Genomic DNA, 25,639 nt, shown 5'->3' on the forward strand with positions numbered 1-25,639 from the left:
TCTGCGAAGGTGTAGGCCTGATAGGGCTTGCGTGAGTTTTTTAATCCCCTCCCGGGGAACCATCAGCGCGCAAGGTTAGGGGCGCGTGCGCACAGCGTCAACCGCGGGCCGCACACAGCGTTGTGAAAACGCGCCATATAGCGCCAATCAGGATGTTTGAAAGCGTGCGGAAAGGCATGCGGCTGGCGATCACGCCCGGGTTGTTGGGAACGTGATCGCGCGAGCGCGCAGGCTCAAGCCGCGCGTACGTGCTGCATATCTCGCCAGGCCTCGATCCGCTCGGTGTCCAGACCGAACTGGTCGAGCGCGCGGCTCACCGAATGATCGACCATCTCTTCGAGGCTTTGCGGCTTCGCGTAGAAGGCGGGCACCGGCGGGAACACCACGGCGCCCGCTTCGGTCACCGTCGTCATATTGCGCAGGTGGATGAGATTGAGCGGCGTCTCGCGCACCATCAGCACGAGCGGCAGGCGCTCCTTGAGCACCACATCGGCGGCGCGTGTGAGCAGCGTGCTGGTGACGCCCGAGGCGATCTCGCCGACCGTGCGCATCGAGCACGGCACCACCAGCATGCCGAGCGTGCGGAACGACCCCGACGAGATCGACGCCCCCACATCGGCGATCGCATGGACGTGATCGGCCAGGGCGTGCACCTCGTCGCGCGAGAGCGGCGATTCGTATTCGCGCGTGAGTTCCGCCGCGCGCGACATCACCAGATGCGTTTCCACGCCCATTTCGCGCAGCAGGCGCAGTGTGCGCTCCGCATAGACGAAACCCGTCGCGCCGGTCACTCCCACGATCAGGCGCTTGCGGCCGTTGAGTGCACGCTTACTCATGATCTTCATCCTCCTGATCGGCGAACAGGGCGGGCGCCCAGGGACGCGGATCGACTTCCATGAACTGCGCGCGCTCGAACTCGCCGCGCAGATGGAACGGCGCCGTGCAGTCGAACACCGTCTTGCAGGTCACGCCGCGCGCGGGCAGGGCCGGGTTGAATTCGGGCGTCTGCGAAGGATCGAGCACGTGGCCGTTGACCTTGGGCAGCAGCATCGTCGATATGTCGCCCTGGTAGCGCGTGGTCATGGCCCAGAGCACATCGTCGCTATCGAAGGGATCGACGTCTTCATCGACGAGGATCACGTTCTTGAGTTCCGAATACACGCCCAGCGCGATGATCGCGGCCTGCCGCGCGCGGCCGTCGTCGAAGGCGTTGCGCTTGTTCACCTGCAGGATCGCCAGCAGCTTGCCGCCGCCTGCGGTGTGCGCGTAGACCTGGCTCACGAAGCCCGGCATGGCCGCTTCCACGGCGTTGTAGATGCTGGCTTCGGTGGGAATGCCGGCGAGATTGGTGTGCTCTTCGCCCGGGCCGACCAGCGTTTGCATGATCGCGCCGTGGCGCATCGTCACGGCCTTGACCTTGATAACGGGCAGCGACGGATTGGCCGGGCCGTTGTAGCCAGGGAATTCCGGCATCGCGTGGCCCGTGTTCGTATGCTGGTCTTCGACTACGCGCACATTCGGCAGGATTTCGCCTTCGATCACGATCTCGGCGCGCGCAATCGACTTCTGCGCGACGCTCACGCAATCGACCAGTTCGACCGGCGTGCCGCGCAGGCCGCCCGCAATCGACAGCTCGTCGAAGCCCAGCGGCGTGGTGGGCGCTTCGAAACACGCGCCAATATGGATCGCCGGATCAAGTCCCATGTTGATCGACACGGGCAGCGCTTGGCCGCGTGCTTCGGCCTTCTGGCGGAAGGCGTCGATATGGCGGCCCGGCGCGAAGAAGATCGAGAGTTCGTCGCGGCCCTGCACGCACAGGCGATGGATCGTCACGTCGGCGTGGCCGGTGTCGGGATCGCTGCCGAGCACGAGGCCCAGGCACAGGAACGGGCCGGCGTCGCTGGTGGTATTGGTGGGCGCGGGGATCAGCTTGCGCAGATCGAAATCCGGGTCGCTGGCGAGATGCACCGTTTGCTGGCAGGGCGCGGCTTCGCGCGGCACGGTCACGGGCTCGATGGCGTTGCGCACGGCGTCGGCCATGCGCTGGGTGAGGCGGCGCGGCGGCGAATCGAGCAGCAGGCCCACGCGCTTGCGGCTGGCCATCAGGCCCACCAGCACGCGGCTATGAGGATAGCCCTTGATGTTGTTGAACATCATCGCCGGGCCCAGGCGCGTGGGACGCGCGACCGTGCCGCCCGCGCCGATGCGCTTGTAGACGCCCGCGAGTTGCGCGTGCGGATCGACTTCGTGATCGGTCTCGATAAGCTGGCCCGGGATGCTTTCCAGATGCGCCAGTGCGGAGCGCAGATCGTTGACGGGAGCGCGGGGGCGCTGTGCAGCGGAGTCTTGTGCTGCGGAATCGATGTCTTGATGCATGGTGTGGCGTCCATTCGGGTGACTGATGGGCTCTATTTGACCCTCTGCAACCGATTGAATCAATAAATCGAAAGCCACGTTTTTGATAAGATAATCTTATCTATAGCCAGGGGCCGACGATGGATTTCCGCCACTTCCGCACCTTCGTGATCGCCGCGGAGGAACTGCATTTCGGCCATACCGCCGAGCGTCTGGGCATCGCCCAGCCCGCTGTCACGCAGCAGATCAAGGCGCTGGAAACGCAACTGGGCTTCAAGGTGTTCCACCGCGTGCGGCGCGGGATCGAATTGACCACGGCCGGCACGGTGTTCCTCGATCACGCTCGCGCGGCGCTCGCACAGGCCGAAACCGCCGTGCTGGCGGGGCGGCGCGCAAGCCGCGGCGAACTGGGCAAGCTCTGCATCGCGTACGCGAATTCGATCGTGCTCGAACCGGAACTGCCCGCGCTGCTCAAGCGCTTCACCCAGGCGCGGCCCGAGGTGGAACTGGAATTGCGCAGCGTCTCGGTGCAGGAGCAGATGAGCGCGCTGGCGGACGAGCGCATCGACGTGGCTTTTCTGCGCTCGCCGCCGGGAGCGCTGCCGGGTTCGATCCGCATCACGCCGTTCTCGCGCACGCCGCTCGACATGGTGCTCGCGCGCGATCATCGGCTGGCGCGCAGGAAGCGCGTGACCTTGCGCGAGGTGGCGGACGATCGCCTGATCGTGGTCGACGATCCGCCGGGTGTCGGCCTCGGGCATCGCGCGATGGAGCTGTGTCTGGAGGCGGGCTTCGAACCCGCAAGCGTGTTGCGCACCACGGATTCGGTGGGCGTGATGCGTTTCGCGGCGGCGGGTTTGGGCGTGGGGCTGGTGCCGCGCACGCTCGCGCGCTTCGACGTGGAGGATGCGGTATTCAAGCCGCTGGCGATGGCGAATGGCTATAGCGAAGTGGTGATCGCCACGCGCGCCTACGACCGCGCGGCGGCCACGCAGGCGCTGCTGGCGATGGCGGTTTAAGTGGACTTGGGCTTCACTGTTTTCGCGACTTAGGTCGCTTTATTCACGAATCGTGTTTAATGACTCCACGCCTTGGGGGCTAATGTTCCCGCGCCAACTGAGGCATGCTTGCAGCTATCGAAGCGCGCCGGTGGGGCGCGCCGGATCAGGCGAAGAACACAGCAACGGAGAACGAGACATGAGCAAGACCTACCGCATCGCGGCAATCGCAGGCGACGGCATCGGCCAGGAAGTGATGCCCGAGGGCGTGCGCGTGGTGGAAGCGGCGGCCGCGAAATTCGGCCTGTCGATTGAATTCACGCACTTCGACTGGGCTAGCTGCGACTACTACCTCGAACACGGCAAGATGATGCCCGACGACTGGTTCGCCACGCTCAAGGGTTTCGATGCGATCTACTTCGGCGCGGTGGGCTGGCCTGACAAGGTGCCCGATCACATCTCACTGTGGGGTTCGCTGCTCAAGTTCCGTCGCGAATTCGACCAGTACGTGAACCTGCGCCCGGTACGTCTGCTGCCAGGCGTGCCGTGCCCGCTCGCCAACCGCAAGCCCGGCGACATCGACTTCTTCGTGGTGCGCGAAAACACCGAAGGCGAGTACAGCTCGGTGGGCGGCAAGATGTTCGAAGGCACGGATCGCGAGTTCGTACTGCAGGAGTCTGTGTTCACGCGCCAGGGCGTTGACCGCATCCTCAAGTACGCATTCGAACTGGCGGACCAGCGTGGCCGCAAGAAACTCACGGCGGCGACCAAATCGAACGGCATCTCGATCAGCATGCCGTACTGGGACGAACGCGTGGCGGCGATGGCCGAGGCCTACCCGGACGTGAAGTGGGACAAGCAGCACATCGACATTCTGTGCGCGCGCTTCGTGCTGCAGCCGGACCGCTTCGACGTGGTGGTGGCGTCGAACCTCTTCGGCGATATTCTTTCCGACCTGGGCCCGGCGTGTACGGGCACGATTGGCCTGGCCGCCTCGGCGAACCTGAATCCGGAGCGCACGTTCCCGTCGCTGTTCGAGCCGGTGCATGGCTCCGCGCCCGATATTTTCGGCAAGGCGATTGCGAACCCCATCGCGATGATCTGGTCGGGCGCGATGATGCTCGACTTCCTCGGCAACGGCGATGCGCAGTTCAAGGCCGCGCACGACGCGATCATGCAGGCTATCGAGCAGGTCCTGGTTGAAGGCCCGCGCACGCCGGATATGGGCGGCGCGGCGAAGACGGGCGATGTGGGGCTGGCGGTCGCGCAGGCGCTTTAAACACGGCGCTGCGTTTAACGTCTGCGGCAGTCCCTGACGGCAGGAAAGCGCAGCTTGACGAGCGCGCTTCCTGCCGTTTTGCATGTTAGCGCCCGATTTTCAGGATGGAGCCGCGTGCGACGGGGTTAGCGTTGATCCTTTGCTTGCACGAGCGGAGGGTGAGGGATGCGTGGGAAGGGGGAGTTGGAGCAGCGCCTGATCGAAGCGATGCAGGGCGGCTTGAGCGGGACGACGTCGGAGCTGGCGGTGGCCACGCATGCCGAGGTTCGCCACGTGCGCGCGCTGCTGCGGATCTGGATGGACGCGGGCATCGTGCATGTGGCGGAGGTTGTCGCGCCGCGCCGCACGCTGGTTTATCGCTATGGCAAGGCGCCGCCGGAAGCGGCAGGTGCGGCGGCGGTGCGTCAACCGCGCGCGCGTCCGGTCGCCGAGGCGCAGTTCGACCGCTGGCCGCAACTGGACCCGGAGGTGGCGGCGGCGGTGGATGCGATGGTGCGGGTCAATGCGCGCGATTCATGACGCGACGGACGTAAAGCGATCGCGCGCACCGCGCCCTTACTTGTTGCCGGGCGCGCCGTCTTCCGCGATCGGCTGCGCGATGCTCTGCATATCCGCCGGTTGCGCGGCGCGGCACAGCGCGGTGAGCCAGACGTCCTCGCCATGCGGCGCCACCCGCGCCTGGCCCTGCTCGACCACGAGCCGCCACGTATCGTCGGGCAGCGAAGCGCGATACAGCACCCGATAATCGGCGCGGCGTAACAGCGCATCGTTTACCGCCGCCTCGCGGGCAGCGCGATCGTCGGGGTGAATATGCTGCGACAGCTCGACATAATGCCGCGGAGAATGGCGCGGATCGATGCCGAACAGCCGGCACCATTCGTCCGTGACGATCAACTCGTCCTGCGCGCGCAGCCAGCGCCACGCGCCCACGCCCGCGATACGCGCGGCGTCGTTGAGCAGTTGCAGACGACCTGACTGCGCGGATTCCGCTTCCTTGCGCGCGCTGATGTCGATGGTGGTGCCCACCACGCGCACCGGGCGGCCGGCATCGTCGAGCAGTGTCGCGACGCGCGATTCGATCCAGCGGATCTGCCCATCGGGCAGGATGATGCGGAAGTCCCACACACGCGGCGCCTTGCTGGCGACCACGTCTTTCAACGCGTCTGGAGTCAGCCAGATCGCGTCCTCGGGATGAAGGATTTCCCAGAATTCGTCGTTGCTGCGGAGTTCACGGCCGTAGAGCTTTTCGCAGTTGCTTGAATAGATCAGCTCGTCGGTGACGAGATTCCATTCCCACGTGACGATGCCAGCCGACTCCTGGGCCTGCTTCATGCGCGCCTCGTTCGACATGATTTCGGCGGTGTAGCGCCGACGCAGGTCGGTCATGGGCAGCTCGGTCGTACCTGCGATGCCGAGATCGCGCACGGCTTCGTCGCCATAGCGCAGCCAGACCCAGTTCACGTCGAGGAAGGCCGCGAGGCGGCGCAGATTCGAATAGTCGATCTCGCCGCCGCGCGTCCACTTGTGCACGGCGGGGCGAGAAATACCGACGGCGTCGGCCACTTGCTGAAGACTCAGCTTCTTGTGCTCGAGTAGTACCTTGAGACGGAACGCGAACGTATCCTCGGACATCCATTTCCCTCTGTGACGTGTCGCGCGGGTGGGCGGCTGGCGCCGCTTTTGCGGGGGCGCTGCGCGGCTTGGGCGGGTGAGGTGCTAGTTTAGCGGATTGGGGGCGGGGTGTTTTTTGAGGGGGATGTTGTTTTTTGTTGGTGTGCCTGGGGTGTGGGCGTTTCCTTGTGTTCGTGTCGGTCTATTAGCGTTGCCCCTGTGCGGGGCGGCACCCCCTTTTCTTTGCAGCGGCAAAGAAAAGGGGGGAAAAGAAAGCCGCTCAAACCGCCAGTGCTTCGCGGTACACCAACAGCCTATTAACAGAGTGGCGCCCGGGCAGCGCCCGCACCACGCGCCCAATATCGGAGTGGTGACGCCCGCACATCCGGGGGCGCTGCGCGCCCCGTGGGGCATAACGCAAACCGCAGGTTTGCGCTTTCCGTCGCATACCCAACCGTTGTGAGCGCAGCGAACAGCGGGATGAATGACTGCCTTGTCACTCCGATTGTGGGCGCGTGGTGCGGGCGCTGCCCAGTCACCACTCCGTTGATGGGCGAGTGGTGGACTGCGTCACTCTAGCGGTGTGAGCGGCTTTCTTTGCTTAGCTTTCTTTGCCGCGGCAAAGAAAGTAAGTGCCGCCCCGCACAGGGGCAACGCTAATAGACCGACACGAACACAAGGAAATGCCCCCACCCCAGTCCCACCAACAAATTCAAAGATCAATCACAATCCGACTCGTCCGCGCCCGTGACACACACAACAAAATCGTCTTCTGCGCCGCTTTCTCATCCTCATCAAGATACTGATCCCGATGATCGGCCTCGCCTTCGAGCATTGCGACCTCACACGTCCCACACACCCCCTCGCGACACAGCGACTCCACAGTCACACCCACACGCTCGATGGCCGTGAGTATCGTCTCATCCTCGCCCACTTCCACCTCGATGCCCGACTTCGCAAGCACCACAGTAAAAGCCTTCCCACCGGTATCGCTCGCGGCAAACTGCTCCGAATGCAACTGTGCCCGAGGCCACCCCAACAGCGCAGCATTCGCATAAACCGCATCATTCAACCCTTGCGGACCGCACACATAAACATGTGCATCCGCAGGAAGATTCTTGAACAGCTTGAGTAGATCGAGCCGCTGCCCTTCGCTATCGACATAGCAAAAAACGCGCGCCGCATGCGGACCTGCAGAAAGCTCATCGACAAACGCACCGTGTTCGGCGCTGCGATACGCGTAATGCAATTCCAGATCAAGATCGCCACCCGCGTGCTCCTGCAACTGCGCAAGAAACGGCGTAATCCCAATCCCCCCCGCAATGAACACGTGTTTCTTCGCGCCCTTGGCAAGTTCGAAAAGATTCGCAGGCGTGCCAATCGCCAGGCGCGTGCCCACCTGCACGCGCTCATGCATGAAGGCCGATCCGCCCCGCGAGGCTTCTTCGCGCCGCACGGCAATCTGATACTGACGCGTATCGTGCGGCGAACCAAGCAGCGAGTACGCGTTGTGATGCCACTGCTCGCCATCCTGCATCGACACCAGCACGTGGGCGCCGCCGCTGAAAGCGGGCAGTGGCGCGCCGTCGGGCAGCGCGAGTGTGAAGCGCTTGATGAGCGGGGTGAGTTGCTCGACGGCGACAACGTCGACGGTGATCGATTCGCGGGCGTTCATGGTGCTTTCCTTGTCTGCTTTGAGCGCTTTAAGCGCTTTGATCGCAGGCGGGTGTTTCGTGATTCGGAATTCGGTTAAATGGCGGATGCGGTGCAAGACCGCATCCGCATGCTGCGCGGCGTGCGCTCAAAGAAAGCGCTTCAACGCGTCAAGCCGCCCATGCAGAGGTACTTGATCGACAGGTAGTCCTCGATGCCATACTTCGAGCCTTCGCGGCCTATGCCCGACTGTTTCACGCCGCCGAACGGCGCGACTTCGTTGGAGATCAGCCCCGTGTTGATGCCCACGATGCCGTACTCCAGTTGCTCCGCCACACGCCAGATGCGGCCGATGTCGCGGCTGTAGAAGTAGGCGGCCAGCCCGTAGATCGAGTCGTTGGCGAGTTGCACCACTTCGGCGTCGCTCGAAAAACGCACGATGGGCGCGACCGGTCCGAAGATTTCCTCGCAGAGCACGGCCATGCCGGGCTTTGCGTCGGCCAGCACGGTAGGCGCGTAGAAGTTGTCGCCGCGTGCATGGCGCGCACCGCCCGTCAACACGCGCGCGCCTTGCGCCACCGCGTCGCGCACGAGACCATCGACCTTGTCGCGCGCGGCTTCGGTAATGAGCGGGCCGATGTTCACGCCATCCGCGAATCCATCGTCCACCTTGAAGGCCGCCACGCGCGCCACGAAGCGTTCGCAGAAGGCGTCGTAAAGCGCGTCGTGCACATAGAAGCGGTTCGCGCACACGCAGGTCTGGCCCGCGTTGCGATACTTCGAAAGCAGTGCGCCTTCCACGGCGGCGTCCAGATCGGCGTCCTCGAACACGATGAACGGCGCGTTGCCGCCCAGTTCGAGCGAGACTTTCTTGACCGTGTCCGCGCACTGGCGCATCAGCAGGCGGCCCACTTCAGTCGAGCCGGTGAAGCTGAGCTTTTTCACGTGCGGGCTGGACGTCATCTCCAGACCGATTTCGCGCGATTTGCCGATGACGATGTTGAGCACGCCTGCCGGTATGCCGGCCTGCTCGGCGAGCGCTGCGAGTGCGAGCGCCGACAGCGGCGTTTCGTTGGCGGGCTTGACCACCATCGTGCAGCCCGCGGCGAGGGCGGGCGCGGCCTTGCGCGTAATCATCGCAGCCGGGAAATTCCACGGCGTGATGGCGGCGCACACACCGATGGGCTCCTTCGTGACGACCAGGCGTTGATCCGGGTTCGGGCTGGGGGTCACGTCGCCGTCGATGCGCTTGGCCTGTTCTGCAAACCACTCGATGAACGAGGCCGCATAGGCGATTTCGCCGCGCGCTTCGGCCAGCGGCTTGCCTTGCTCGCGCGTCATCAGTTCAGCCAGCGTTTGCTGGTTCGCCATGACAAGCTCGAACCAGTTGCGCAGCAGGCGCGCGCGTTCCTTCGCCGTGGTGGCGCGCCAGCCGGGCAGGGCGCGTTGCGCGGCGTCGACGGCGGCGCGCGTTTCGCTCGCGCCCATGTTCGGCACGCGGGCGATGCGCTCGCCGGTGGAGGGATTGGTCACGTCGAGCGTCGCGCCGTCGAGCGCATCGCACCACTGGCCGTCCACATACGCCTGCTGGCGGAACAGCCCGGGATGTTGCAGCGAAGTCATCGTCGCTCCTCAGTCCTGGTAGTGCTGCGCGAGCAGGTTGTGGAAGTGCGCGATGCCGTGTTCGCTGATGCCGCTGCGCTTTTCATCGACCATGATGCGGCCCTGGCCGCGATAGCCGCGTGATTTCAGGCCCTTTTGCACGCTCTCGACCAGGCGCAGGTCTTCCGGACGGAACACTGTGCGATACCACTCGATCAGCTTTTTCTGCTCTTCGGTTGGCTCGTCGTTGAGGAAGTAGATGTCGTAGTGCTGGAGCGTGACTTCGGCGCTCATCGGGAATTCGTAGATGACCGTCATGAAGTCGCTGCCCGGCGGCACGTTGAACATCGTGCACGGCCACGCCCAGTAGCCGTGGAAGCTCGGGTCCGTGATCGACGGGTCGAGCTTGAACGAGCGCTCCGACGACTGCGCGTGGCCGAACTGCAGCGTCCAGTTGCCGTGCAGCGTATGCGTGTACTGGTCGACCTTGACCGAGTCCGAGAAGCCGGGGTGGGCCGGGCCGCAGTGATAGCACTCAAGATAGTTGTCGACGATCGACTTCCAGTTGGCGGGCGTTTCGGTCACGAAGCGCGCGGCCAGCTTGAGGTCGTCGATCACGGGGCAGGCGCCGCGCAGGCTCGCTTCCAGACCCGGCAACTGCGCTTCCACGCTGTCCGCGTTCGGGTTCAGGTTGATGAACACGAAGCCCGCGTATTCCTCCACGCGCACCGGTACGAGTGTGGAGTTCTCCTTGTCGAACGACTGCACGTGGTCGCAGTTGTTGGCGTGCGCGAGTGCGCCGTCGAGCTTGAACGCCCACGCGTGGTACGGGCAGGTGATGACGTTTTTGGCCTTGCCGCTGCCTTCGAGCAATTGATGGCCGCGGTGCGGGCAGACGTTATAGAACGCGCGCAGCACGTTGTCCTTGCCGCGTACGAGCAGAATGCTTTCGCCGACGATGTCGCGCGTGACGTAGGCGTTCGCTTGCGCCAGCTCGCTGCGATGCGCGACGCAGATCCAGGTGTCCTCGAAGATGCGCTTTTCTTCGGCCTTATAGACGGACTCTGCCGTGTAGTAGCTCGCCGGAATGGTCCAGGCGAGATCGGGGTTGGCGCAGAAGTCGGCCGGCAGTTTCGGCAGCTCGTGTTGCTTGTGGAATTCGATTGGGAGATAGGTCATGGGGTCCGCCGCAGTGAGTTCTGTGAGAGAAGTGCGTTAGAAAATTAACTACAAGTTACAAAATAACTATGGGTTAACAAAAGAATAAGAGAAATTTCACGGATGAGGGATCAGGGTTATCCCTCGACACGGCTTTGGACCCGCGAGAAAGCTATCCGGCGATGATGCGCGGCGCGTATCCGTGCTATTAAATATCAACGGTGTTTGCGCGCTCGCAAAGCAACTTGATTTTGAGGCGGACGTCAATAGGCGGATCCGATAGTGCGCTCCTCTCCTCCAGGGTGCGTACTATTGTTAACCCATGGTTTTGTTGTTAACCATAGGATAACCATGCCGCGTAGGTTCGGGAAAAGCTTTCCGCAACCGCGCGCGGCGCGCAGGGTGGCTTCGTTCAAGGCGCGGCCGCCCGCGCCACCCCACAACTGGAGGAGACATGACCCAAGAGGCAATAGCCGAAGCGCTGGCCGGCGAGCCGTCGCGCGCCAAATCGCGAATCGAATCGCGTTCGATTGACTACGTGCCGCTCGCCGAACGCAAAGGCAAGGCCTGGCATCTGTGGCCGGTGTGGTTTACCGGCGATGCCAATCTGGCGACCATCGCCGCCGGGGCGATCGGTATCAGCATGGGCGGCAATCTGCTGTGGAGCGCGATTGCCATCGTGCTCGGCAATGTGCTGGGCACGTTCTTCATGGCGTTTCATTCGAGCCAGGGGCCGCAACTGGGGCTGCCGCAGATGATCCAGTCGCGCCCGCAGTTCGGCTATATGGGCGCGTTGCTGGTGTGGGTGGTCGCGCTCGTCACCTACATCGGCTACAACTCGTTCAATCAATTGATGGCGGGGCAAACCGCGCATCATCTGCTGGGCACCGAGCCACACCTGAGTTACATCGTGTTTACCGTGCTGGCGGTGGGCCTCGCGGTGTTCGGCTATGACCTGATTCACAAGGCGCAGCGCTGGCTTGCGTTCGCGTTGCTCATCGCGCTGACGATCTTCAGCGTGGGCATGTGCGTGAAAATGCCGTTCCCCGCCGCGCAATTGAGCTTCGCGGGCTTCAAGGCCACGCCGTTCCTCGTGCAGCTGTTTTCGGCCGCCGCCTATCAGCTGTCGTGGTCGATCTACGTTTCGGACTACTCGCGATACCTGCCGCCCGATACCGGTGTGCGCGCCACTTTCTGGTGGACCTTCCTCGGCGCGCTGATCGGCGGTGTCTGGATGATGCTGGTGGGCACGGCGGCGGCGGCCCTCAATGCGCAGATCGAAATCTCGGATGCGGTCCAGCGCGCCGGCGACCTGATCTTCCCTGGCTTCGGCACAGTCACGCTGCTGCTCGCGCTGCTGGGGTTGCTCGCCATTTCGGGGCTGAACTTCTACGGCGCGTCGCTCACGCTGCTGAGCATCACGGATTCGTTCAAACCGCTCAAGTCGAACGCCAGCAAGCGCATTGCCAGCCTGATCGTGGTGGCGCTGGTGGCGACCGCGCTGGCGTTCTCGGCGTCGGATAACTTCATGGGCAAGTTTGGCGACTTCCTCGGCATTCTGGGCTATCTGTTCACGCCGTGGACTGCCATCAACCTGATCGACTTCTTCGTGGTGCGCCATTCGCACTACTCGGTGCGGGAGATTTTCAACCCGCGCGGCATTTACGGGCGCTGGAACTGGCGCGGCCTCACGGCCTATGCGGTGGGTTTCGTCGCGATGATCCCGTTCTTCAAGACCGAGATCTACACCGGCCCGGTCGCGCGCCTGCTGGGCGGCGCGGACGTGGCGATGCTGGTGGGGCTGCCCGTTGCCGCGCTGGTCTATCTGTGGACCTGCCGCTCGCTCGACATCGAACAGGAACGCCGTCTCGTGCGCGAAGCCGATCGCGGCCTGAACTGATCCCACGCCATAACAACCACAAGATAGCGACATGAATTCGATCAAGAGACTGCGCACGAGCGTGCTGCATGCCGCCGTGCTGACGCTGGCCGCCATGCCGGTTGCCGCCAGCGCGCAAAGCAGCGTGACGTTTTACGGCGTGCTCGATGCGGGCGTGACCTACGTGAGCAATGCGGGCGGTGCGCATCAGGTGAAATTCGACGACGGCGTTTCCTACGCAAACCGTTGGGGCGTCAAGGGCAGCGAAGACCTGGGCGGCGGCCTGAAAGCCATTTTCAAGCTGGAAAGCGGCTTTCACCTGGGCAATGGCCAGATTTCCAATAATGGTTCGCTGTTCGGTCGCGCGGCCTACGTGGGACTGCAGAGCGACTGGGGCACGCTCACCTTTGGCAACCAGATCGACATGACGCAGGAGATGGTCTATCTGTACAACGTCTCCGCGTGGGCCAGCGGCTACGCCATCAATCAGGGCGACTTCGACCGCATGAATGGCGATCACTTGCCCAACGCCGTGAAATTCATGTCGAACACCTACGGCGGCTTCCAATTCGGCGGCATGTATTCGTTCAGCAATACGCCGGGCAGCTTCCATAACGGCAGCGCATGGAGCGTGGGCGCGCAGTATCAGCGCGGCGCGTTTGCGATGGGCACGGCTTATACGCAGCTGAATAGCCCGTCGGGCCAATACGCGTTCGATCCCTACGCGATGATCGGCGTGCATTCGTTCTTCGGGCAGCCGAGCGCGAGCGTCGGTCCGGGCACGGGCGCCATCAACGACCTGTACGCGAATACGCCGTTCCCGGTGGACAAGCAGGGCGCGTTCGGCGTGGGCGCGAGCTACGCCATCGGCAACGTCACGCTGATGGGCGACTTCACCTACACGCAGATCAAGGCCTTGGGTCAGAGCCAGCATATGCAGGTGGGCGAGGGCGGCGCGAACTGGCAGGTCACGCCGGCCTTGAGCGTGGTGGGTGGCTACCAGTACACGCACTTCGATGCGCATCACTGGAACATGCTCTCGGCGGGCGTGCACTATCTGCTGTCCAAGCGCACGGATGTCTATCTTTCCGGTGACTGGCTGAAGGCGTCGCAGGGCGTCGATGCCGTGATCGGCTATAGCTTCACGCCGTCCACCACCACCACCCAGGCCGATGTGCGTATCGGCATGCGCCATTCGTTCTGATGCTCAAACTGCCTGGCACTCCCGAACTGGACGATCTGCGCGTGTTCTGCACGGTCGCGCGTCAGTCGAGCTTCAGCGGCGCGGCCGAGGCGCTCAACGCTTCGGCCGCTTATGTGAGCAAGCGCGTGGGCGTGCTCGAAGCGAGCCTGGGCACGCGTCTGTTGCATCGCTCGACGCGCCGTGTCGCCATCACGGCGGCGGGCGAGCGCGTGCTCGCGTGGGCCGAGAAAATCCTCGATGACGTCGATCAACTGGTCGAAGACGTCTCTCTCACGCAGCGCGTGCCGCGCGGCACCTTGCGCGTGTCCAGCAGCTTCGGCTTTGGGCGCAAGTTCGTCGCGCCCGCACTCGCGGCCTTGTCGGACCGCTATCCGCAACTGAACGTGCGGCTCGATCTGTTCGACCGCGTGGTGGACGTAGCGGGCGAGGGCTTCGATCTGGACGTGCGTATCGGCGACGAGATCGCCGGGCATCTGATTGCGAAGCGTTTGGCCAACAATTACCGCGTGTTGTGTGCTTCGCCTGCGTATCTTTCGCTGCACGGCGCGCCGCGCACGATTGCCGATCTCGATTCGCACGCGTGTCTCGCGATCAAGGAGCGTGATCACCCGTTTGGCGTGTGGCGTCTCGATGCGGGCGGCGAATCTGTCTGCGTGAAGGTGACCGGGCCGCTCTCGACCAATCACGGCGAAGCAGCGGTGCAATGGGCGCTGGCTGGGCGCGGCATCGTGCTGCGTTCGATCTGGGACGTGCAGCCGCTGCTGGACGCAGGACGGCTGGTGCGTGTGCTGCCCGACGTCACGCAGCCAGCCAATGTGTGGGCCGTGTTCCCCGAGCGTCTTGCGCAATCGGCGAGGGTCAAGGCCTGCGTGGAGTTTCTTGCCGAGGCATTCGCGCAGGCGGGAGTCGGCGAAACGCGTAAGCCCGAACCCTTGCATGAAGCCGGGTAATCCAGGTAATAGCACCACGAAACAGGAAGCAACACGGAACCGGAAACCCACGTGATCGATCCCGCCCATCTGCGCAGCCTGCTTGCCGCGCGCCGCGAAGGCTACAGCCTCGAACGCCCCTTCTACACCGATGCCGCGTTCCACGAGCTCGATATCGACGCGGTGTTCTCGAACGAATGGCTTTTCGCCTGCAACGTCGCGGAAATCCCGCACGAGGGCGACTACATCACGCTCGCGATTGGCGAAACGTCGGTGGTCGTGTTGCGCGGCAAGCAGGGCACATGGCCTGCGTCCGGTGCATGTCGAAGTGATCTGCGGCATGGTCTATCTCTGCATCGCCGATACACCGCCCGATATCGCGCGCTTCAAGGCGGCCGTCACGCCCTATATCGCGCCGCATCATCCGGAGCTGCTGGCCACGCTGATCGAATTCGCCTTGCCCGACGATCCGCGCGCGAACCGCGATTTCCAGTTGCTGATGCAGGAAAAGACCGCGCTGTGGGACAGCCTGAACCTGCCGCACCAACCGGCCGATGGCGGCACGGAGTTCCGCTGTATCCGCTTGCCGTTTCATCGCGGCGCGGTGTCGTTCACCCCGGATGGCCGGCCAGCGTGCAACAAGTTGCTTGGCGATTTCACAGAGCGCGATCTGGGATCGGTGAGAATGTTCAGGGTTCCGAACAACTGGAATCATTTTCTCTCGGACCACATCATTCATTTTCGCGTATTGCCGATTTCGGCGACGCAGACCGCGCTCAAGACCACCTGGCTCGTGCATGAGGATGCCGTTGAAGGCGTGGACTACGACATTGCATCGCTGACCGAAGTCTGGCGTGCCACCAATGCACAGGACGCCACACTGGTGGCGCATAACCAGCGCGGCGTGAATTCCCGGGCCTATACGCCGGGGCCTCATGCGCCTTCGGAGTTCATGCTCACGCACTTCATGAACTGGTATGCGCGCAAGCTGGAGGAGCATGTCGGGCACATGGCCTGGCGGGAGAAAACATAGGGCTGGCTAAAAAAGGGTCGCGGATCCTGCCATAAAAACAGTCAGTGCGACGTTCGGAAACCTGAAGCCCTACTCCTAAAGTTTGTTCGCAGCCTGCCGAAAATGCAGCCATGGCGCACGAACAACCCAAACTTCCCGAAAACGACCCGATCTGGGCCGAGGCACGCGCGCTTGAGGCCAGCATCCGTGCGATCCGGCGCGCCCAGGGCAAGCGGAACCCCGAAGACTACGCCCCGGACGATCCCGCATGCATCGAGACCATGGAGGAGTTCGTGCGCGACGTTGGCCGCGTGCTGGCGATGTACACCCAGGAAGCCGCGCGAGGCGACGACAACGATTTATACGGTGCGGGCGCGACGGGCTAAGGCGCGTCACGCTGCATAAAGCCAGGGACCCTGAGACACTACGGGATATGCGCGTCGCGCCGCACTGCGTCACGGCGCATGCTCAACCCTCTCCAAAGTGTCTTCCCCACGATGAATACTTCGCGTCGAAAGTTTCTGGTTCTGAGTCTGTGTTCGGCTGCTTCGCTGACGCTGACCGGCGAGACCCTGGCCGACGAGCCCACCTTGGCCGAGTCCGACGTTCAGGCGCGCCGTCTGGGCTACAAGGCCGTTGCCACCACCGTCGACCCCAAACAATTTCCTGGCTATAAGCCGGGCCAGGACTGCCGCAACTGTTCGCTGTTTCAGGCGGGTTCGGACGACCAATGGGGGGATTGTTTGCTGTTCAGCGGCAAACGGGTGGCCGCAGCGGGATGGTGCAGTTCGTTCAGCACCATGTGAGGCCGCGCACGGCGGCAAGCCGCCGCCACGGCCCTCAAACGCTTTTATTCGCCCTTGGCTGGACGCCCGGTCTTGACGGTCTCAAGCGCCGAAATCGCGGCCAGCAGACGCCTGGACGAAGCCGAGTCCAGCAACTGGATACCGGCGCGCAGCAGTTCGCTCTTCTTCACGCTGATACCCGCTTCGAGGCATTTGCGCTTGAGCGCCGCGATGCGCTCGTGATCGGCCTTGGGCATCGTGAAGCTGTCGCGAATGACCTTCTCTTTCTTCGCCGGCTTGCCCTTGGGTTTGGCGGCCAATTCGCGCACGCGCGGCGTCTTCGCGGTTTTGGCGGCCTTCTTCGCGGCCTTTACAGGCTTGGGCGCCTTGTCTGCCTTCACGGGTTTCGTCGATGCACCGACGTCAGCCTGAGCCTTGGGTTCCTTCGGCTCCCCGGACGCTTTGGCCTGAATGGCGACCTCAGCGGCTTCGGTCTTCGCAGCGGCCTTACGTTGCGCGCGCTTCGCGTCCCCGGAGGTGGGGAAGTGAAACGCTTTCTTCGTCGGCTTGCGGGCGATTACGGTGGTCATGCTGGATTCTCGAATGTAAAACGAAAAAACAGTATATACGGTTTATGCGCCGTTCCCTTTCTCTTTCCCTGCGCCGCCTGCGCATGAGCTTGACGGCTCGATTGGGCCTCCCGTACGCTCGTGGCTCAAGCGGTGCAGGCCGCTTCCGGGTCCGCGGAAAGGGTTGAACCCACCTGTCGCCTTCAGGCCAGGATTTCACCATCCTTAGTGCTGCCGGTATTGCGGACCTTCGGCAAGACTGCACGAGGATGTCATGCAAACATTGCCTCCCAGGGCTCATCCCGATCATCTGAAAAAGCAAGCCAAGGAACTCTTGCGCCTGTACCGCAACGGCGACTCGCAGGCGCTCGCGCGCTTCATCGCGGCGCTCCCCGCCGCCGCCCATCGCAGCCCCGCCGAAGTGATCGCGCTGCAATTGCGCCTGCACGACGCGCAGTCCTGCATCGCGCGCGAATACGGCTTCAATTCTTGGGCGGATCTCATCGCTGTCGTGGAAGCGCGCGCCGTGGCGCAGCAGACGCCGTCAACGCTGACTCGACGCTGGCTCGATCTCGCCTATGGCGGCGACGTGACCGGCAACTACGACGCGGCACGCCCGCGCGTAGCGGCCCAACTGCTGGACGATCATCCAGAGCTGGTTTTCGCCGATGTCTGGGTGGCCTTGGCGGCGGGGCATGTCGAAGCCGTGCGGCGTGCCGTCGACGCCGAACCTGGCTGGATCAACCGCGCGGGCGGCCCGCTCGCGCTGCCGCCGCTGGTGGCCGTCACGCATTCCCGGCTCGGGCAGATTCCGCAATACGCCGCCCGCTTGCGCGATTGCGTGCGCGTGCTGCTCGATGCAGGCGCCGATCCGGATCAGTCCATCTACAACCGCTTTCCGCCCGCGTCGCTCGCCTCACCTGACGAAAGCGGGCCGCTGAGCGCCCTGTACGGCGCGGCGGGCGTCAATCGCGATCCGGCGCTCACGGCCATGTTGCTGGCGGCGGGTGCGAATCCCAACGACGGCGAATCGCTCTATCACTCGCTGGAGAACCCGGCCTGCACGCGCTTGCTGCTTGATGGCGGCGCGCAGGTGAGCGGCACGAACGCGCTGCGGCGCGCGCTCGATATGCCGGATCCGTCGGCGCTTGAATGGCTGCTTGCGTATGGCGGCGATCCTAACGAACCGGCGGGCGCCGGGCCGACCCAATCTTGGGGCGCGCCGCTGCTGCGCGCGATTGCGGTGCGCTGCCCGGTGGGTCATATCGATGCGTTGCTGAAGGCGGGCGCGGATCCTCATGCGCAGACCGCGGCGGGAGTCAGCGCGTATCGGCTTGCCATGCGCACCGGCCTGACCGATGTGGCGCAGCGTCTGCGCGCAGCGGGGGCGCAGGACGCGTTGAGCGACGCGGACCGCTTCGTTGCGGCCTGCGCGCGCGCCGATGCGCAGGAGGCGCGCCGCATTCAGGCGCAGCATCCGGAACTGCCGCGCTCGCTTGCGGCGGAGTCCGGCGATCCGCTGCGTCTGCTGCCCGATGCCGCCGCATGGGGATCGGACGACGCCGTGCGGCTGATGGTCGAACTGGGCTGGCCGATCGAGGCGCGCGGCGGCGACTGGGACGCTTCGGCGCTTAATCACGCTGTATTTCGCGGCGATGCGGGCTTGACGGCTTTCCTGCTCGCGCATGGCGCGAACTGGCGCGAGGCGCATGGCTACGGCGGCGATGCGCTCGGCACGTTGTCGTGGGCGAGCGTCAACGAACCCACGGGATTCGATCAGCCCGACTGGCCGGCTTGCGCGCGAGCGCTGCGGGCGCACGGTTTGCCTGCCATCGAACGCGATCCCGCGCAACCCGGGCGTGTGTTCATTGAAGGTCGTGCGATGCGGTTTTCGGAGGAAGTGACCGAAGCGCTGCTATCTGGCGGGCCCGCCAGCGCCGCTCAGTGATAAATCGACTTCGACGATGACAGCTTCGTGAGCGTGCCGTTCTTGTAGCGGAACCAGCCCGAGGGGCCTTGCATCACGACCTCGTCGGCTTGCCAGAACACGCGCTTGACGGTCATGTCGGTGCGCAGATGCTCCACGAGCGGCGGCTGGCGGCGCAGATCGTACAGCACCGGGCCGTTGGCGCTTTGCACGAGCACGCGCGCAACCTGGTCGCCCTGGCCGCCGGTTTCGTCGAAATGCGTGAGCGTCTTTGCGTCGAAGCGGTCGATCATGTCGCGGTTGAGCATGGCCACGAAATCATGGTCGTCGCGCACGAACTGCAGCGTGCCCGCGGGCGTGTTGAACGGCCCCGGCGCGCTGACCTGCGCGTGAGCGGCGCCCGCGAATGCGCAGGCGGACAATCCCGCGAGCAGCAGTTTTTGTAACAGTCGATTCATCATGCTTTCCAGATAGTGCGCCGACGTTGGCGCGCGGGGAGCATTGTCGCCAATCCTGCGCGTCACGTCGAATCGGCGGCGGGAAGCGGGGCCATCAATTGCGGGGCCACAATGTGGGGAGCCAGACAGCCCTGCCGATATAATCGACGCTCTATTCAACGAGGACCTCGCATGAAATCCCTGATTGCCTTGATCGCCGCTGCGACCGTCGCATCGAGCGCCTTCGCCGCCAACCCCGTCGAAAAGCTGCCCTCGGGCGTGGTGGTCGAAACGCTCAAGCAAGGCACTGGCGCGTCGCCGGCCGCTACCGATGTCGTGCGCGTGAACTATCGCGGCACGCTCGCGGACGGCACCGAGTTCGACGCTTCGGCCGAGCATGGCGGCCCGGCGAGCTTCCCGCTCAACCGCGTGATTCCGTGCTGGACGCAAGGCGTGCAGAAAATGAAGGTGGGCGGCAAGGCCAGGCTGACCTGCCCGGCCGACACGGCTTACGGCGACCGCGCAGTCGGCCCGATCCCGCCGAACAGCACGCTCACGTTCGAAATCGAACTGCTCGGCATCGGCCAGTAATTCGCGATCGCAGTACGGCCGTAGTACAGCCGCACGCAGTACAGCCAAAGTAGACCGGAAGCGCCTGCGCGAGAAAGCGCCAAGGCGCTTCCCGGAGCGGTCCGCCGGCCGCTCCATTACACTCGGCGTCATCCGCCAACCTCCCAGCGAGACCACCCGATGACGCGTCTTGCCCCTCCCATCGATGCAGCGCGCCTGGACGACGAATGGCTCGAAGCGGATGGCGCGGGCGGATTCGCATCCGGCACCGTCGGCACCGCGCGCACGCGCCGCTATCACGCGCTACTCCTCACCGCGACTCAGCCGCCCACGGGCCGCGTGGTGCTCGTCAACGGCATCGAGGCCTGGCTCGAACACGACGGCGGCAAGATCGCGCTCACCGCGCAGCGCTATGCGCCCGACCTGCTGTCTGCCGATACCGCGAACCGCATCGCGAGTTTCGATACGTCGCCCTGGCCGACCTGGCGCTATGCGCTGGACGACTCAATCTCGCTTGTCGCCGAGGTATTCGTGGCCACGGCGAGCCGCGAAACCGTGCTGCGCTGGCGTCTTGAAGCGCCGCCTGAAACCGCCGCATTGAAGCCGGGGACGCTGAAAGTGCGCCCGCTGCTGTCGGGCCGCGACTATCACGCGCTTCATCACGAGAACCCCGCATTCGCCTTCGATGCGCAGATCGACGGCGAGCGTGTGCGCTGGCAGCCCTATGGCGATCTGCCCGCCATCGTCGCGCAATCAAACGGCAGCTATACGCACGCGCCAGACTGGTATCGCCATTTTTTCTATGCGCGCGAACGGGAGCGCGGACTCGACGCAATCGAAGATCTCGCCACGCCTGGCGTGTTCTCGTTCGATCTCGCCAAAGGCGAGGCGGTGTTGCTGCTGCGCGCGCAAGCCGCGCCTGGCGTGGCGCACAGCGGCGAAGACGCGGCCAGCCGCGCGCTGCGCCTGGCCGCTCTGGAAGCCTTGCGCCGCGCGTCGTGCGGCACGCGACTGCAACGTTCGGCCCATGCCTACGTTGTCGCGCGCGGCGATGGCCGAACCATTGTCGCGGGCTACCCGTGGTTCACGGACTGGGGCCGTGACACCTTCATCGCCCTGCGCGGTCTGCTGCTTGCGAACGGCCGCGACAAAACGCAGGATCTCGACGACGCCGGCGCCATTCTGCTCGAATGGGCCTCGACCGTTTCCGAAGGCATGTTGCCGAACCGCTTCCCCGATGCAGGCGGCGCGCCCGAATACAACTCAGTCGACGCGTCGCTCTGGTTCGTGGTGGCCGTGCACGATTTCTTTGCGGCGGCGACAGTGCCGGCGCAAACGCGGTGCGTACTGCAAAACGCCGTCGACGCGATTCTCGATGGCTACGCGCGCGGTACGCGCTACGGTATCGCCGCCGATTCGCGCGACGGCCTGCTGCGTGCGGGTGTGCCGGGCGTGCAACTCACGTGGATGGACGCGAAGGCGGGCGATTGGGTCGTCACGCCGCGCATCGGCAAGCCGGTTGAAATCCAGGCGCTGTGGATCAACGCGCTGCGCATCGCGCTCGCGTGGAATAGCCGCTGGCGCGAGCTCGAAGCGCGCGCGAGCGCGGCGTTCGCACAGCGTTTCGTCGATCCGGCCACGGGCGCGCTATTCGATGTGATCGACGTGGATCATATCGAAGGCAAAGTCGATGGCTCGATCCGCCCGAACCAGATTTTCGCGCTGGGCGGCCTGCCGTTCGCGCTGCTGAAGGGCGAGGCGGCGCGCGCGGTGCTCGCGCAGGTGGAAACGCATCTGCTCACGCCGTTGGGATTGCGCTCGCTCGCGCCGTCCGACCCCGCCTATCGCGGCCGCTACGCGGGGGGCGTGCTCGAGCGCGACGGCGCGTATCACCAGGGCACCGTCTGGCCGTGGCTGCTGGGTCCGTTCGTGGACGCGTGGCTGCGCGTGCATGGCGATGACGCAGCGCAACGTGCGAACGCCTGCGCGCGCTTCGTCGCGCCGCTGCTTGCGCATCTGGACCGCGCGGGGCTTGATCACATCAGCGAAGTCGCCGATGGCGATGCACCGCATCATCCCGGTGGCACGCCGTTTCAGGCGTGGTCGCTGGGCGAACTGCTGCGCGTGCTCGCGCGGCTTGGCGAACCTGGCCTGCCCGACGATCGTTAAAGCGCGCTAGCATGAGGCTCCCGGCGCGTGCGCGCGCCGATCCATGAAAAGGGGATGCCCATGCTGCAGCGCGCCGCCGGTCTCGACCTGACCGCCGAAGGCCAACGCCTCTATTCGAGCGACTACGCCCGCTGGCAGCGCTGGGGACCCTACCTGAGCGAGCGTCAGTGGGGCACGGTGCGCGAGGACTACAGCGAGCATGGCACCGCCTGGGACTACTTCCCCCACGATCACGCGCGCATGCGCGCCTATCGCTGGGGCGAGGATGGTCTGGCCGGTTTCGCCGATGAGCGGCTTGTCTGGTGCGTTTCGCTGGCGCTGTGGAATGGCCGCGATCCGATCCTCAAGGAGCGCCTGTTCGGCCTCACGAACGAACAGGGCAATCACGGCGAGGATGTCAAGGAACTGTACTTCTACCTCGACGGCACGCCGACGCATTCGTATATGCGCATGCTCTACAAGTATCCGCACGCGGCGTTTCCGTATCAGGATCTGGTCGACGAAAACGCGCGGCGCGGCACGGCGGTGCCCGAATACGAAATTCTCGATACCGGTGTATTCGATGACGGAAATTATTTCGATGTCCATATCGAGTATGCGAAGCACACACCCGAAGATATCGTCATGCGCATTACGGTGGAAAACCGCGCGGAACGGCATGCGGCGATCGACGTGCTGCCGCAGATCTGGGCGCGCAATACGTGGTCATGGAAGCCCGCCACCGGCAAGCCATCGCTCACGTTCGTTTCATCGGCTGAAGGCGCTCATCTGCTTGCGCACAGCGAGCGCCACGAGCCGCTGATCGTCACGGCGCAATCGACGGACGGCGTGAGCGTCGAGTGGCTGTTCTGCGAGAACGACACCAACGTGCAGCGTCTCTTTGGCATGCAGGGCGCGGGGCCGTTCAAGGACGGCTTCAACGATTACATCGTGCACGGCGACGCAAACGCGATCCGCCGCGACGCGGGCACCAGGGCGGCCGCGCGAGTGCATCTCGAACTCGCCGCGCATGCGCGCGCCGTCGTGACGCTGCGCTGGCGGCCCGTATCGGCACCGAAGGAGGAGGCGGCGCTCGATATCGACGCCTTGTTTGCGCGCCGTATCGCCGAAGCCGATGCCTTTTACGCCGCGCTCCAGCGCGATATCGAAAGCGCCGACGCGCGTCTCGTGCAGCGCCAGGCGCTCGCGGGCCTGCTGTGGTCCAAGCAGTACTACGAGTACGACGTGCATCGCTGGATGCAGGGCGATCCGCTGCAGCCCACGCCGCCTGCCGGGCGCTGGCACGGGCGCAACGCGGACTGGCAGCATCTGTGCAACGCCGACATTCTCTCGATGCCGGACAAATGGGAATACCCGTGGTACGCCTCGTGGGATCTGGCGTTTCAGGCGGTGGCCTTCGCGCTGATCGATCCGATGTTCGCGAAGAAGCAGATGTTGCTGCTGGTGAAGGACCGCTATCAGCATCCCAACGGTCAGCTTCCCGCCTACGAATGGGCCTTCGGCGATGCGAATCCACCGGTACATGCGTGGGCCGCGTGGCGCGTCTACGAGATCGATCGCGCCATCACCGGCCACGGCGACCGCGAGTTTCTCGAACGCGTCTTCCACAAGCTGCTGCTGAATTTTTCCTGGTGGGTCAACCGCAAGGATGCGGACGGCCACAATATTTTTCAGGGCGGCTTTCTCGGCCTGGATAACGTCGGCATCTTCGATCGTTCGTCGCCGCTGCCCACCGGCGGGCGTCTCGATCAGGCCGACGGCACCGCGTGGATGGCCGCGTATGCGCTCGATCTGATGCGTATTGCGCTCGAACTCGCGTTCGACAATCACGTGTTCGTCGATATCGGCGTGAAGTTCTTCGAGCACTTCCTGTATATCGCCGGCGCAGTGAGTTGCGACGATGGCTGCGATACGGGCCTGTGGGATAGCGTCGATGAATTCTTCTACGACAAATTGCGCCTGCCCGACGGCACCATCGAGCCGCTGCGCATGCGCTCGATCGTCGGCCTGATTCCGTTCTTTGCGGTGCGCGTGCTGGAAGAGCAGGTCCATGGCGGCCTGCCCGGTTTGCGCGAGCGCCTGGTGTGGTTTCTCGAACACCGGCCCGATCTGGCGCGGCTGGTTTCACGCTGGAATCAGCCGGGCAAGGGCAATTCGCTGCTGCTCTCGCTATTGCGCGGGCATCGGATGAAGGCGCTGCTCAAACGTGTGCTCGACGAAAGCGAGTTTCTGTCCGCGCATGGCGTACGGGCGCTCTCGCGCGCGCATCTGGACGAACCCTTTGTGTATCGCTACAACGGTTGCAATTTCGGCGTGCAATATCTGCCGGGTGAATCGGATTCGCGCGTGTTCGGCGGCAATTCAAACTGGCGCGGGCCGATCTGGATGCCGGTCAATTATCTGCTGATCGAATCGTTATACGAATTCCATCGCTATTACGGCGACGATTTCCTCGTTGAATATCCCACGGGCTCGGGCCGCAAACGCTCGCTTGCACAGATCGCCGACGAACTCGCGCGGCGCGTGACCACGCTGTTTCTGCTCGACGGCAAGAACGAGCGCCCGGTAATGGGCGCCTATGCGCAGTTGCAGGCCGACCCGCGCTGCCGCGATCTCGTGCTGTTTCACGAGTATTTTCATGGCGATAACGGGCGCGGCATTGGCGCTTCGCATCAGACCGGCTGGACTGCGCTGGTTGCGCTGATGCTGCAGCCACGCGCGATGAGCGCATCGGGCAATGTGCCGGTGGGAGCGGAGATCGGCGCGGCATAGCGCCGCCAATGATCGCGCTCAGGGTTTCTTGCCAGGCGATTGCGCGTGCCGCGCCAGAAAGCGGTCGAGCTGGCTCGCGAAGGTATTGCTGTCGCGCGTGGAGAACGGCGCGGGGCCGCCCGTTTCGATACCTGTGCTGCGCAATTGATCCATCACGTCGCGCATCGTCAGCTTTTCCTTGATGGTATCCGGCGTGAACCAGTTACCGCGCGGATCGAGTGCGTGCGCGCCTTTTTCCAGCACGGCGGCGGCCAGCGGAATATCGGCGGTGATGATCAGATCGCCGGATCCGGCGAGTTCGACGATGCGGTTATCGGCGACGTCGAAGCCCGCCGGCACCTGAATGGACTTGATGAATGGCGACGGCGGAGTGCGCAGGTACTGATTGGCAACCAGCGTGACGCAGACCTCGACGCGACGCGCGGCCCGAAACAACATGTCTTTGATGACGGACGGACAAGCGTCGGCGTCGACGAGGATCTGCACGGGGAATCTTCCGGAAAATCAAAGAGCAATCATAGCAAACGCCGCCACCATCAGTTCCCGCCGATCGCGAATCAATGATGGCAGCGGGTCTCCCAATGATGATGCACCCTTACCTTGTGGCAATGGTGATGATCGTAAGCGAAAGCCGGCTGGATGGCAGCGAGCGAAACGAGCGTCGTAGCGGCGATCAGAAGCAGCTTTTTCATTGCGGATTCTCCCTTGAATGAGGCGGCCGGGTTCGAGG

General features: G+C 64.1%; 23 protein-coding genes. 13 read left to right on the top strand and 10 right to left on the bottom strand.

Annotation, left to right across the window (positions count from 1 at the left end):
• Window positions 1-233: 233 nt before the first annotated feature.
• Together F4827_RS24935 and F4827_RS24940 are read right to left on the bottom strand one after the other, a co-directional pair.
• Entirely contained in the window at window positions 234-836 is a 603-nt protein-coding gene (locus tag F4827_RS24935) for a UbiX family flavin prenyltransferase (RefSeq protein WP_167052820.1), read from the bottom strand.
• Window positions 829-2,376: a UbiD family decarboxylase gene (locus tag F4827_RS24940; RefSeq protein WP_183727807.1), complete on the bottom strand. Its 1,548-nt coding sequence runs from the start codon at window positions 2,374-2,376 to the stop codon at window positions 829-831. Before F4827_RS24940 ends, F4827_RS24935 begins: the two co-directional genes overlap by 8 nt.
• 119 nt (window positions 2,377-2,495) lie before the next feature.
• On the opposite strand from F4827_RS24940, the gene F4827_RS24945 reads away from it, so the two are divergent.
• The 3 genes from F4827_RS24945 to F4827_RS24955 all read left to right on the top strand — a co-directional run bounded on the left by F4827_RS24945 (window position 2,496) and on the right by F4827_RS24955 (window position 5,151).
• Entirely contained in the window at window positions 2,496-3,374 is an 879-nt protein-coding gene (locus F4827_RS24945) for a LysR family transcriptional regulator (RefSeq protein ID WP_183727809.1), read from the top strand.
• Between the two features lie 178 nt (window positions 3,375-3,552).
• Window positions 3,553-4,632, top strand: a complete 1,080-nt coding sequence (locus tag F4827_RS24950) for a tartrate dehydrogenase (protein ID WP_183727811.1) — start codon at window positions 3,553-3,555, stop codon at window positions 4,630-4,632.
• Window positions 4,633-4,815: 183 nt separating this feature from the next.
• Entirely contained in the window at window positions 4,816-5,151 is a 336-nt protein-coding gene (locus tag F4827_RS24955; protein WP_183727813.1) for a hypothetical protein, read from the top strand.
• A gap of 36 nt (window positions 5,152-5,187) precedes the next feature.
• On the opposite strand, the gene F4827_RS24960 is transcribed toward F4827_RS24955, so the two are convergent.
• From F4827_RS24960 to F4827_RS24975, 4 genes are all read right to left on the bottom strand, one after another.
• A complete protein-coding gene (locus F4827_RS24960) occupies window positions 5,188-6,264 on the bottom strand; it encodes a helix-turn-helix transcriptional regulator (RefSeq protein WP_183727815.1) in 1,077 nt (358 codons plus the stop codon).
• A gap of 691 nt (window positions 6,265-6,955) precedes the next feature.
• Window positions 6,956-7,918: a PDR/VanB family oxidoreductase gene (locus F4827_RS24965; RefSeq protein ID WP_183728028.1), complete on the bottom strand. Its 963-nt coding sequence runs from the start codon at window positions 7,916-7,918 to the stop codon at window positions 6,956-6,958.
• A 140-nt stretch (window positions 7,919-8,058) separates the two neighbouring features.
• Window positions 8,059-9,519 (bottom strand): NAD-dependent succinate-semialdehyde dehydrogenase, encoded by a 1,461-nt coding sequence (locus F4827_RS24970; RefSeq protein ID WP_183727818.1) that lies wholly within the window; start codon window positions 9,517-9,519, stop codon window positions 8,059-8,061.
• 9 nt (window positions 9,520-9,528) lie between these two features.
• Window positions 9,529-10,677 (bottom strand): aromatic ring-hydroxylating dioxygenase subunit alpha, encoded by a 1,149-nt coding sequence (locus F4827_RS24975; protein ID WP_183727820.1) that lies wholly within the window; start codon window positions 10,675-10,677, stop codon window positions 9,529-9,531.
• Window positions 10,678-11,110: 433 nt separating this feature from the next.
• Here F4827_RS24975 and F4827_RS24980 point away from each other — a divergent pair, with 433 nt between their 5' ends.
• The 6 genes from F4827_RS24980 (at window position 11,111) to F4827_RS25005 (ending at window position 16,486) form a co-directional block, all read left to right on the top strand.
• A complete protein-coding gene (locus tag F4827_RS24980; protein WP_183727822.1) occupies window positions 11,111-12,556 on the top strand; it encodes a cytosine permease in 1,446 nt (481 codons plus the stop codon).
• Between the two features lie 31 nt (window positions 12,557-12,587).
• Window positions 12,588-13,739, top strand: a complete 1,152-nt coding sequence (locus F4827_RS24985) for a porin (protein ID WP_183727824.1) — start codon at window positions 12,588-12,590, stop codon at window positions 13,737-13,739.
• Window positions 13,739-14,689, top strand: coding sequence for a LysR substrate-binding domain-containing protein (locus F4827_RS24990; RefSeq protein WP_311674292.1), 951 nt, complete (start codon window positions 13,739-13,741; stop codon window positions 14,687-14,689). The genes F4827_RS24985 and F4827_RS24990 overlap by 1 nt, the downstream gene beginning before the upstream one ends.
• Before the next feature lie 295 nt (window positions 14,690-14,984).
• Window positions 14,985-15,701, top strand: coding sequence for an SRPBCC family protein (locus F4827_RS24995; RefSeq protein WP_183727826.1), 717 nt, complete (start codon window positions 14,985-14,987; stop codon window positions 15,699-15,701).
• A gap of 110 nt (window positions 15,702-15,811) precedes the next feature.
• The gene (locus tag F4827_RS25000; RefSeq protein ID WP_183727828.1) at window positions 15,812-16,066 is read left to right on the top strand and encodes a hypothetical protein; all 255 of its coding nucleotides are present in this window, start codon (window positions 15,812-15,814) and stop codon (window positions 16,064-16,066) included.
• A gap of 78 nt (window positions 16,067-16,144) precedes the next feature.
• Window positions 16,145-16,486 (top strand): high-potential iron-sulfur protein, encoded by a 342-nt coding sequence (locus F4827_RS25005; protein ID WP_260175394.1) that lies wholly within the window; start codon window positions 16,145-16,147, stop codon window positions 16,484-16,486.
• Between the two features lie 44 nt (window positions 16,487-16,530).
• Here the strand turns inward: F4827_RS25005 and F4827_RS25010 are convergent, their stop codons facing one another.
• Window positions 16,531-17,055 carry a hypothetical protein gene (locus tag F4827_RS25010; protein WP_183727830.1) on the bottom strand — a complete coding sequence of 175 codons (525 nt, stop codon included), beginning with the start codon at window positions 17,053-17,055 and terminating at the stop codon, window positions 16,531-16,533.
• A gap of 253 nt (window positions 17,056-17,308) precedes the next feature.
• On the opposite strand from F4827_RS25010, the gene F4827_RS25015 reads away from it, so the two are divergent.
• Entirely contained in the window at window positions 17,309-18,982 is a 1,674-nt protein-coding gene (locus F4827_RS25015) for an ankyrin repeat domain-containing protein (protein WP_183727832.1), read from the top strand.
• Here the strand turns inward: F4827_RS25015 and F4827_RS25020 are convergent.
• Window positions 18,976-19,422 carry a hypothetical protein gene (locus tag F4827_RS25020; RefSeq protein WP_409258851.1) on the bottom strand — a complete coding sequence of 149 codons (447 nt, stop codon included), beginning with the start codon at window positions 19,420-19,422 and terminating at the stop codon, window positions 18,976-18,978. The two genes, F4827_RS25015 and F4827_RS25020, sit on opposite strands and share 7 nt — an antisense overlap.
• 168 nt (window positions 19,423-19,590) lie before the next feature.
• Between F4827_RS25020 and F4827_RS25025 the strand changes: the two genes are divergently transcribed.
• The 3 genes from F4827_RS25025 to F4827_RS25035 all read left to right on the top strand — a co-directional run bounded on the left by F4827_RS25025 (window position 19,591) and on the right by F4827_RS25035 (window position 24,909).
• Window positions 19,591-19,989 (top strand): FKBP-type peptidyl-prolyl cis-trans isomerase, encoded by a 399-nt coding sequence (locus tag F4827_RS25025; protein ID WP_183727835.1) that lies wholly within the window; start codon window positions 19,591-19,593, stop codon window positions 19,987-19,989.
• A 159-nt stretch (window positions 19,990-20,148) separates the two neighbouring features.
• Window positions 20,149-22,137 (top strand): amylo-alpha-1,6-glucosidase, encoded by a 1,989-nt coding sequence (locus F4827_RS25030; RefSeq protein WP_183727836.1) that lies wholly within the window; start codon window positions 20,149-20,151, stop codon window positions 22,135-22,137.
• Between the two features lie 54 nt (window positions 22,138-22,191).
• Entirely contained in the window at window positions 22,192-24,909 is a 2,718-nt protein-coding gene (locus F4827_RS25035) for an MGH1-like glycoside hydrolase domain-containing protein (protein ID WP_183727837.1), read from the top strand.
• An 18-nt stretch (window positions 24,910-24,927) separates the two neighbouring features.
• Here the strand turns inward: F4827_RS25035 and F4827_RS25040 are convergent, their stop codons facing one another.
• Window positions 24,928-25,395, bottom strand: a complete 468-nt coding sequence (locus F4827_RS25040) for a YaiI/YqxD family protein (protein WP_183727838.1) — start codon at window positions 25,393-25,395, stop codon at window positions 24,928-24,930.
• A 71-nt stretch (window positions 25,396-25,466) separates the two neighbouring features.
• Window positions 25,467-25,601, bottom strand: a complete 135-nt coding sequence (locus F4827_RS35530) for a hypothetical protein (RefSeq protein ID WP_260175395.1) — start codon at window positions 25,599-25,601, stop codon at window positions 25,467-25,469.
• Window positions 25,602-25,639 lie beyond the last annotated feature (38 nt).

Source organism: Paraburkholderia bannensis, from assembly GCF_014200455.1.
Lineage (GTDB): Bacteria > Pseudomonadota > Gammaproteobacteria > Burkholderiales > Burkholderiaceae > Paraburkholderia > Paraburkholderia bannensis_A.

Excerpts from the sequence above, each read along its gene's own strand:
- F4827_RS25005 (WP_260175394.1), top strand. The coding sequence starts at position 16,145 with ATGCTCAACCCTCTCCAAAGTGTCTTCCCCACGATGAATACTTCGCGT.
- F4827_RS24950 (WP_183727811.1), top strand. The coding sequence starts at position 3,553 with ATGAGCAAGACCTACCGCATCGCGGCAATCGCAGGCGACGGCATCGGC.
- F4827_RS24980 (WP_183727822.1), top strand. The coding sequence starts at position 11,111 with ATGACCCAAGAGGCAATAGCCGAAGCGCTGGCCGGCGAGCCGTCGCGC.
- F4827_RS25035 (WP_183727837.1), top strand. The coding sequence starts at position 22,192 with ATGCCCATGCTGCAGCGCGCCGCCGGTCTCGACCTGACCGCCGAAGGC.
- F4827_RS25015 (WP_183727832.1), top strand. The coding sequence starts at position 17,309 with ATGCAAACATTGCCTCCCAGGGCTCATCCCGATCATCTGAAAAAGCAA.
- F4827_RS24970 (WP_183727818.1), bottom strand. The coding sequence starts at position 9,519 with ATGACTTCGCTGCAACATCCCGGGCTGTTCCGCCAGCAGGCGTATGTG.
- F4827_RS24990 (WP_311674292.1), top strand. The coding sequence starts at position 13,739 with ATGCTCAAACTGCCTGGCACTCCCGAACTGGACGATCTGCGCGTGTTC.
- F4827_RS24985 (WP_183727824.1), top strand. The coding sequence starts at position 12,588 with ATGAATTCGATCAAGAGACTGCGCACGAGCGTGCTGCATGCCGCCGTG.
- F4827_RS25030 (WP_183727836.1), top strand. The coding sequence starts at position 20,149 with ATGACGCGTCTTGCCCCTCCCATCGATGCAGCGCGCCTGGACGACGAA.
- F4827_RS24975 (WP_183727820.1), bottom strand. The coding sequence starts at position 10,677 with ATGACCTATCTCCCAATCGAATTCCACAAGCAACACGAGCTGCCGAAA.
- F4827_RS24965 (WP_183728028.1), bottom strand. The coding sequence starts at position 7,918 with ATGAACGCCCGCGAATCGATCACCGTCGACGTTGTCGCCGTCGAGCAA.
- F4827_RS35530 (WP_260175395.1), bottom strand. The coding sequence starts at position 25,601 with ATGAAAAAGCTGCTTCTGATCGCCGCTACGACGCTCGTTTCGCTCGCT.
- F4827_RS25010 (WP_183727830.1), bottom strand. The coding sequence starts at position 17,055 with ATGACCACCGTAATCGCCCGCAAGCCGACGAAGAAAGCGTTTCACTTC.
- F4827_RS25020 (WP_409258851.1), bottom strand. The coding sequence starts at position 19,422 with ATGATGAATCGACTGTTACAAAAACTGCTGCTCGCGGGATTGTCCGCC.
- F4827_RS24945 (WP_183727809.1), top strand. The coding sequence starts at position 2,496 with ATGGATTTCCGCCACTTCCGCACCTTCGTGATCGCCGCGGAGGAACTG.
- F4827_RS24960 (WP_183727815.1), bottom strand. The coding sequence starts at position 6,264 with ATGTCCGAGGATACGTTCGCGTTCCGTCTCAAGGTACTACTCGAGCAC.
- F4827_RS24935 (WP_167052820.1), bottom strand. The coding sequence starts at position 836 with ATGAGTAAGCGTGCACTCAACGGCCGCAAGCGCCTGATCGTGGGAGTG.
- F4827_RS25025 (WP_183727835.1), top strand. The coding sequence starts at position 19,591 with ATGAAATCCCTGATTGCCTTGATCGCCGCTGCGACCGTCGCATCGAGC.
- F4827_RS24940 (WP_183727807.1), bottom strand. The coding sequence starts at position 2,376 with ATGCATCAAGACATCGATTCCGCAGCACAAGACTCCGCTGCACAGCGC.
- F4827_RS25000 (WP_183727828.1), top strand. The coding sequence starts at position 15,812 with ATGGCGCACGAACAACCCAAACTTCCCGAAAACGACCCGATCTGGGCC.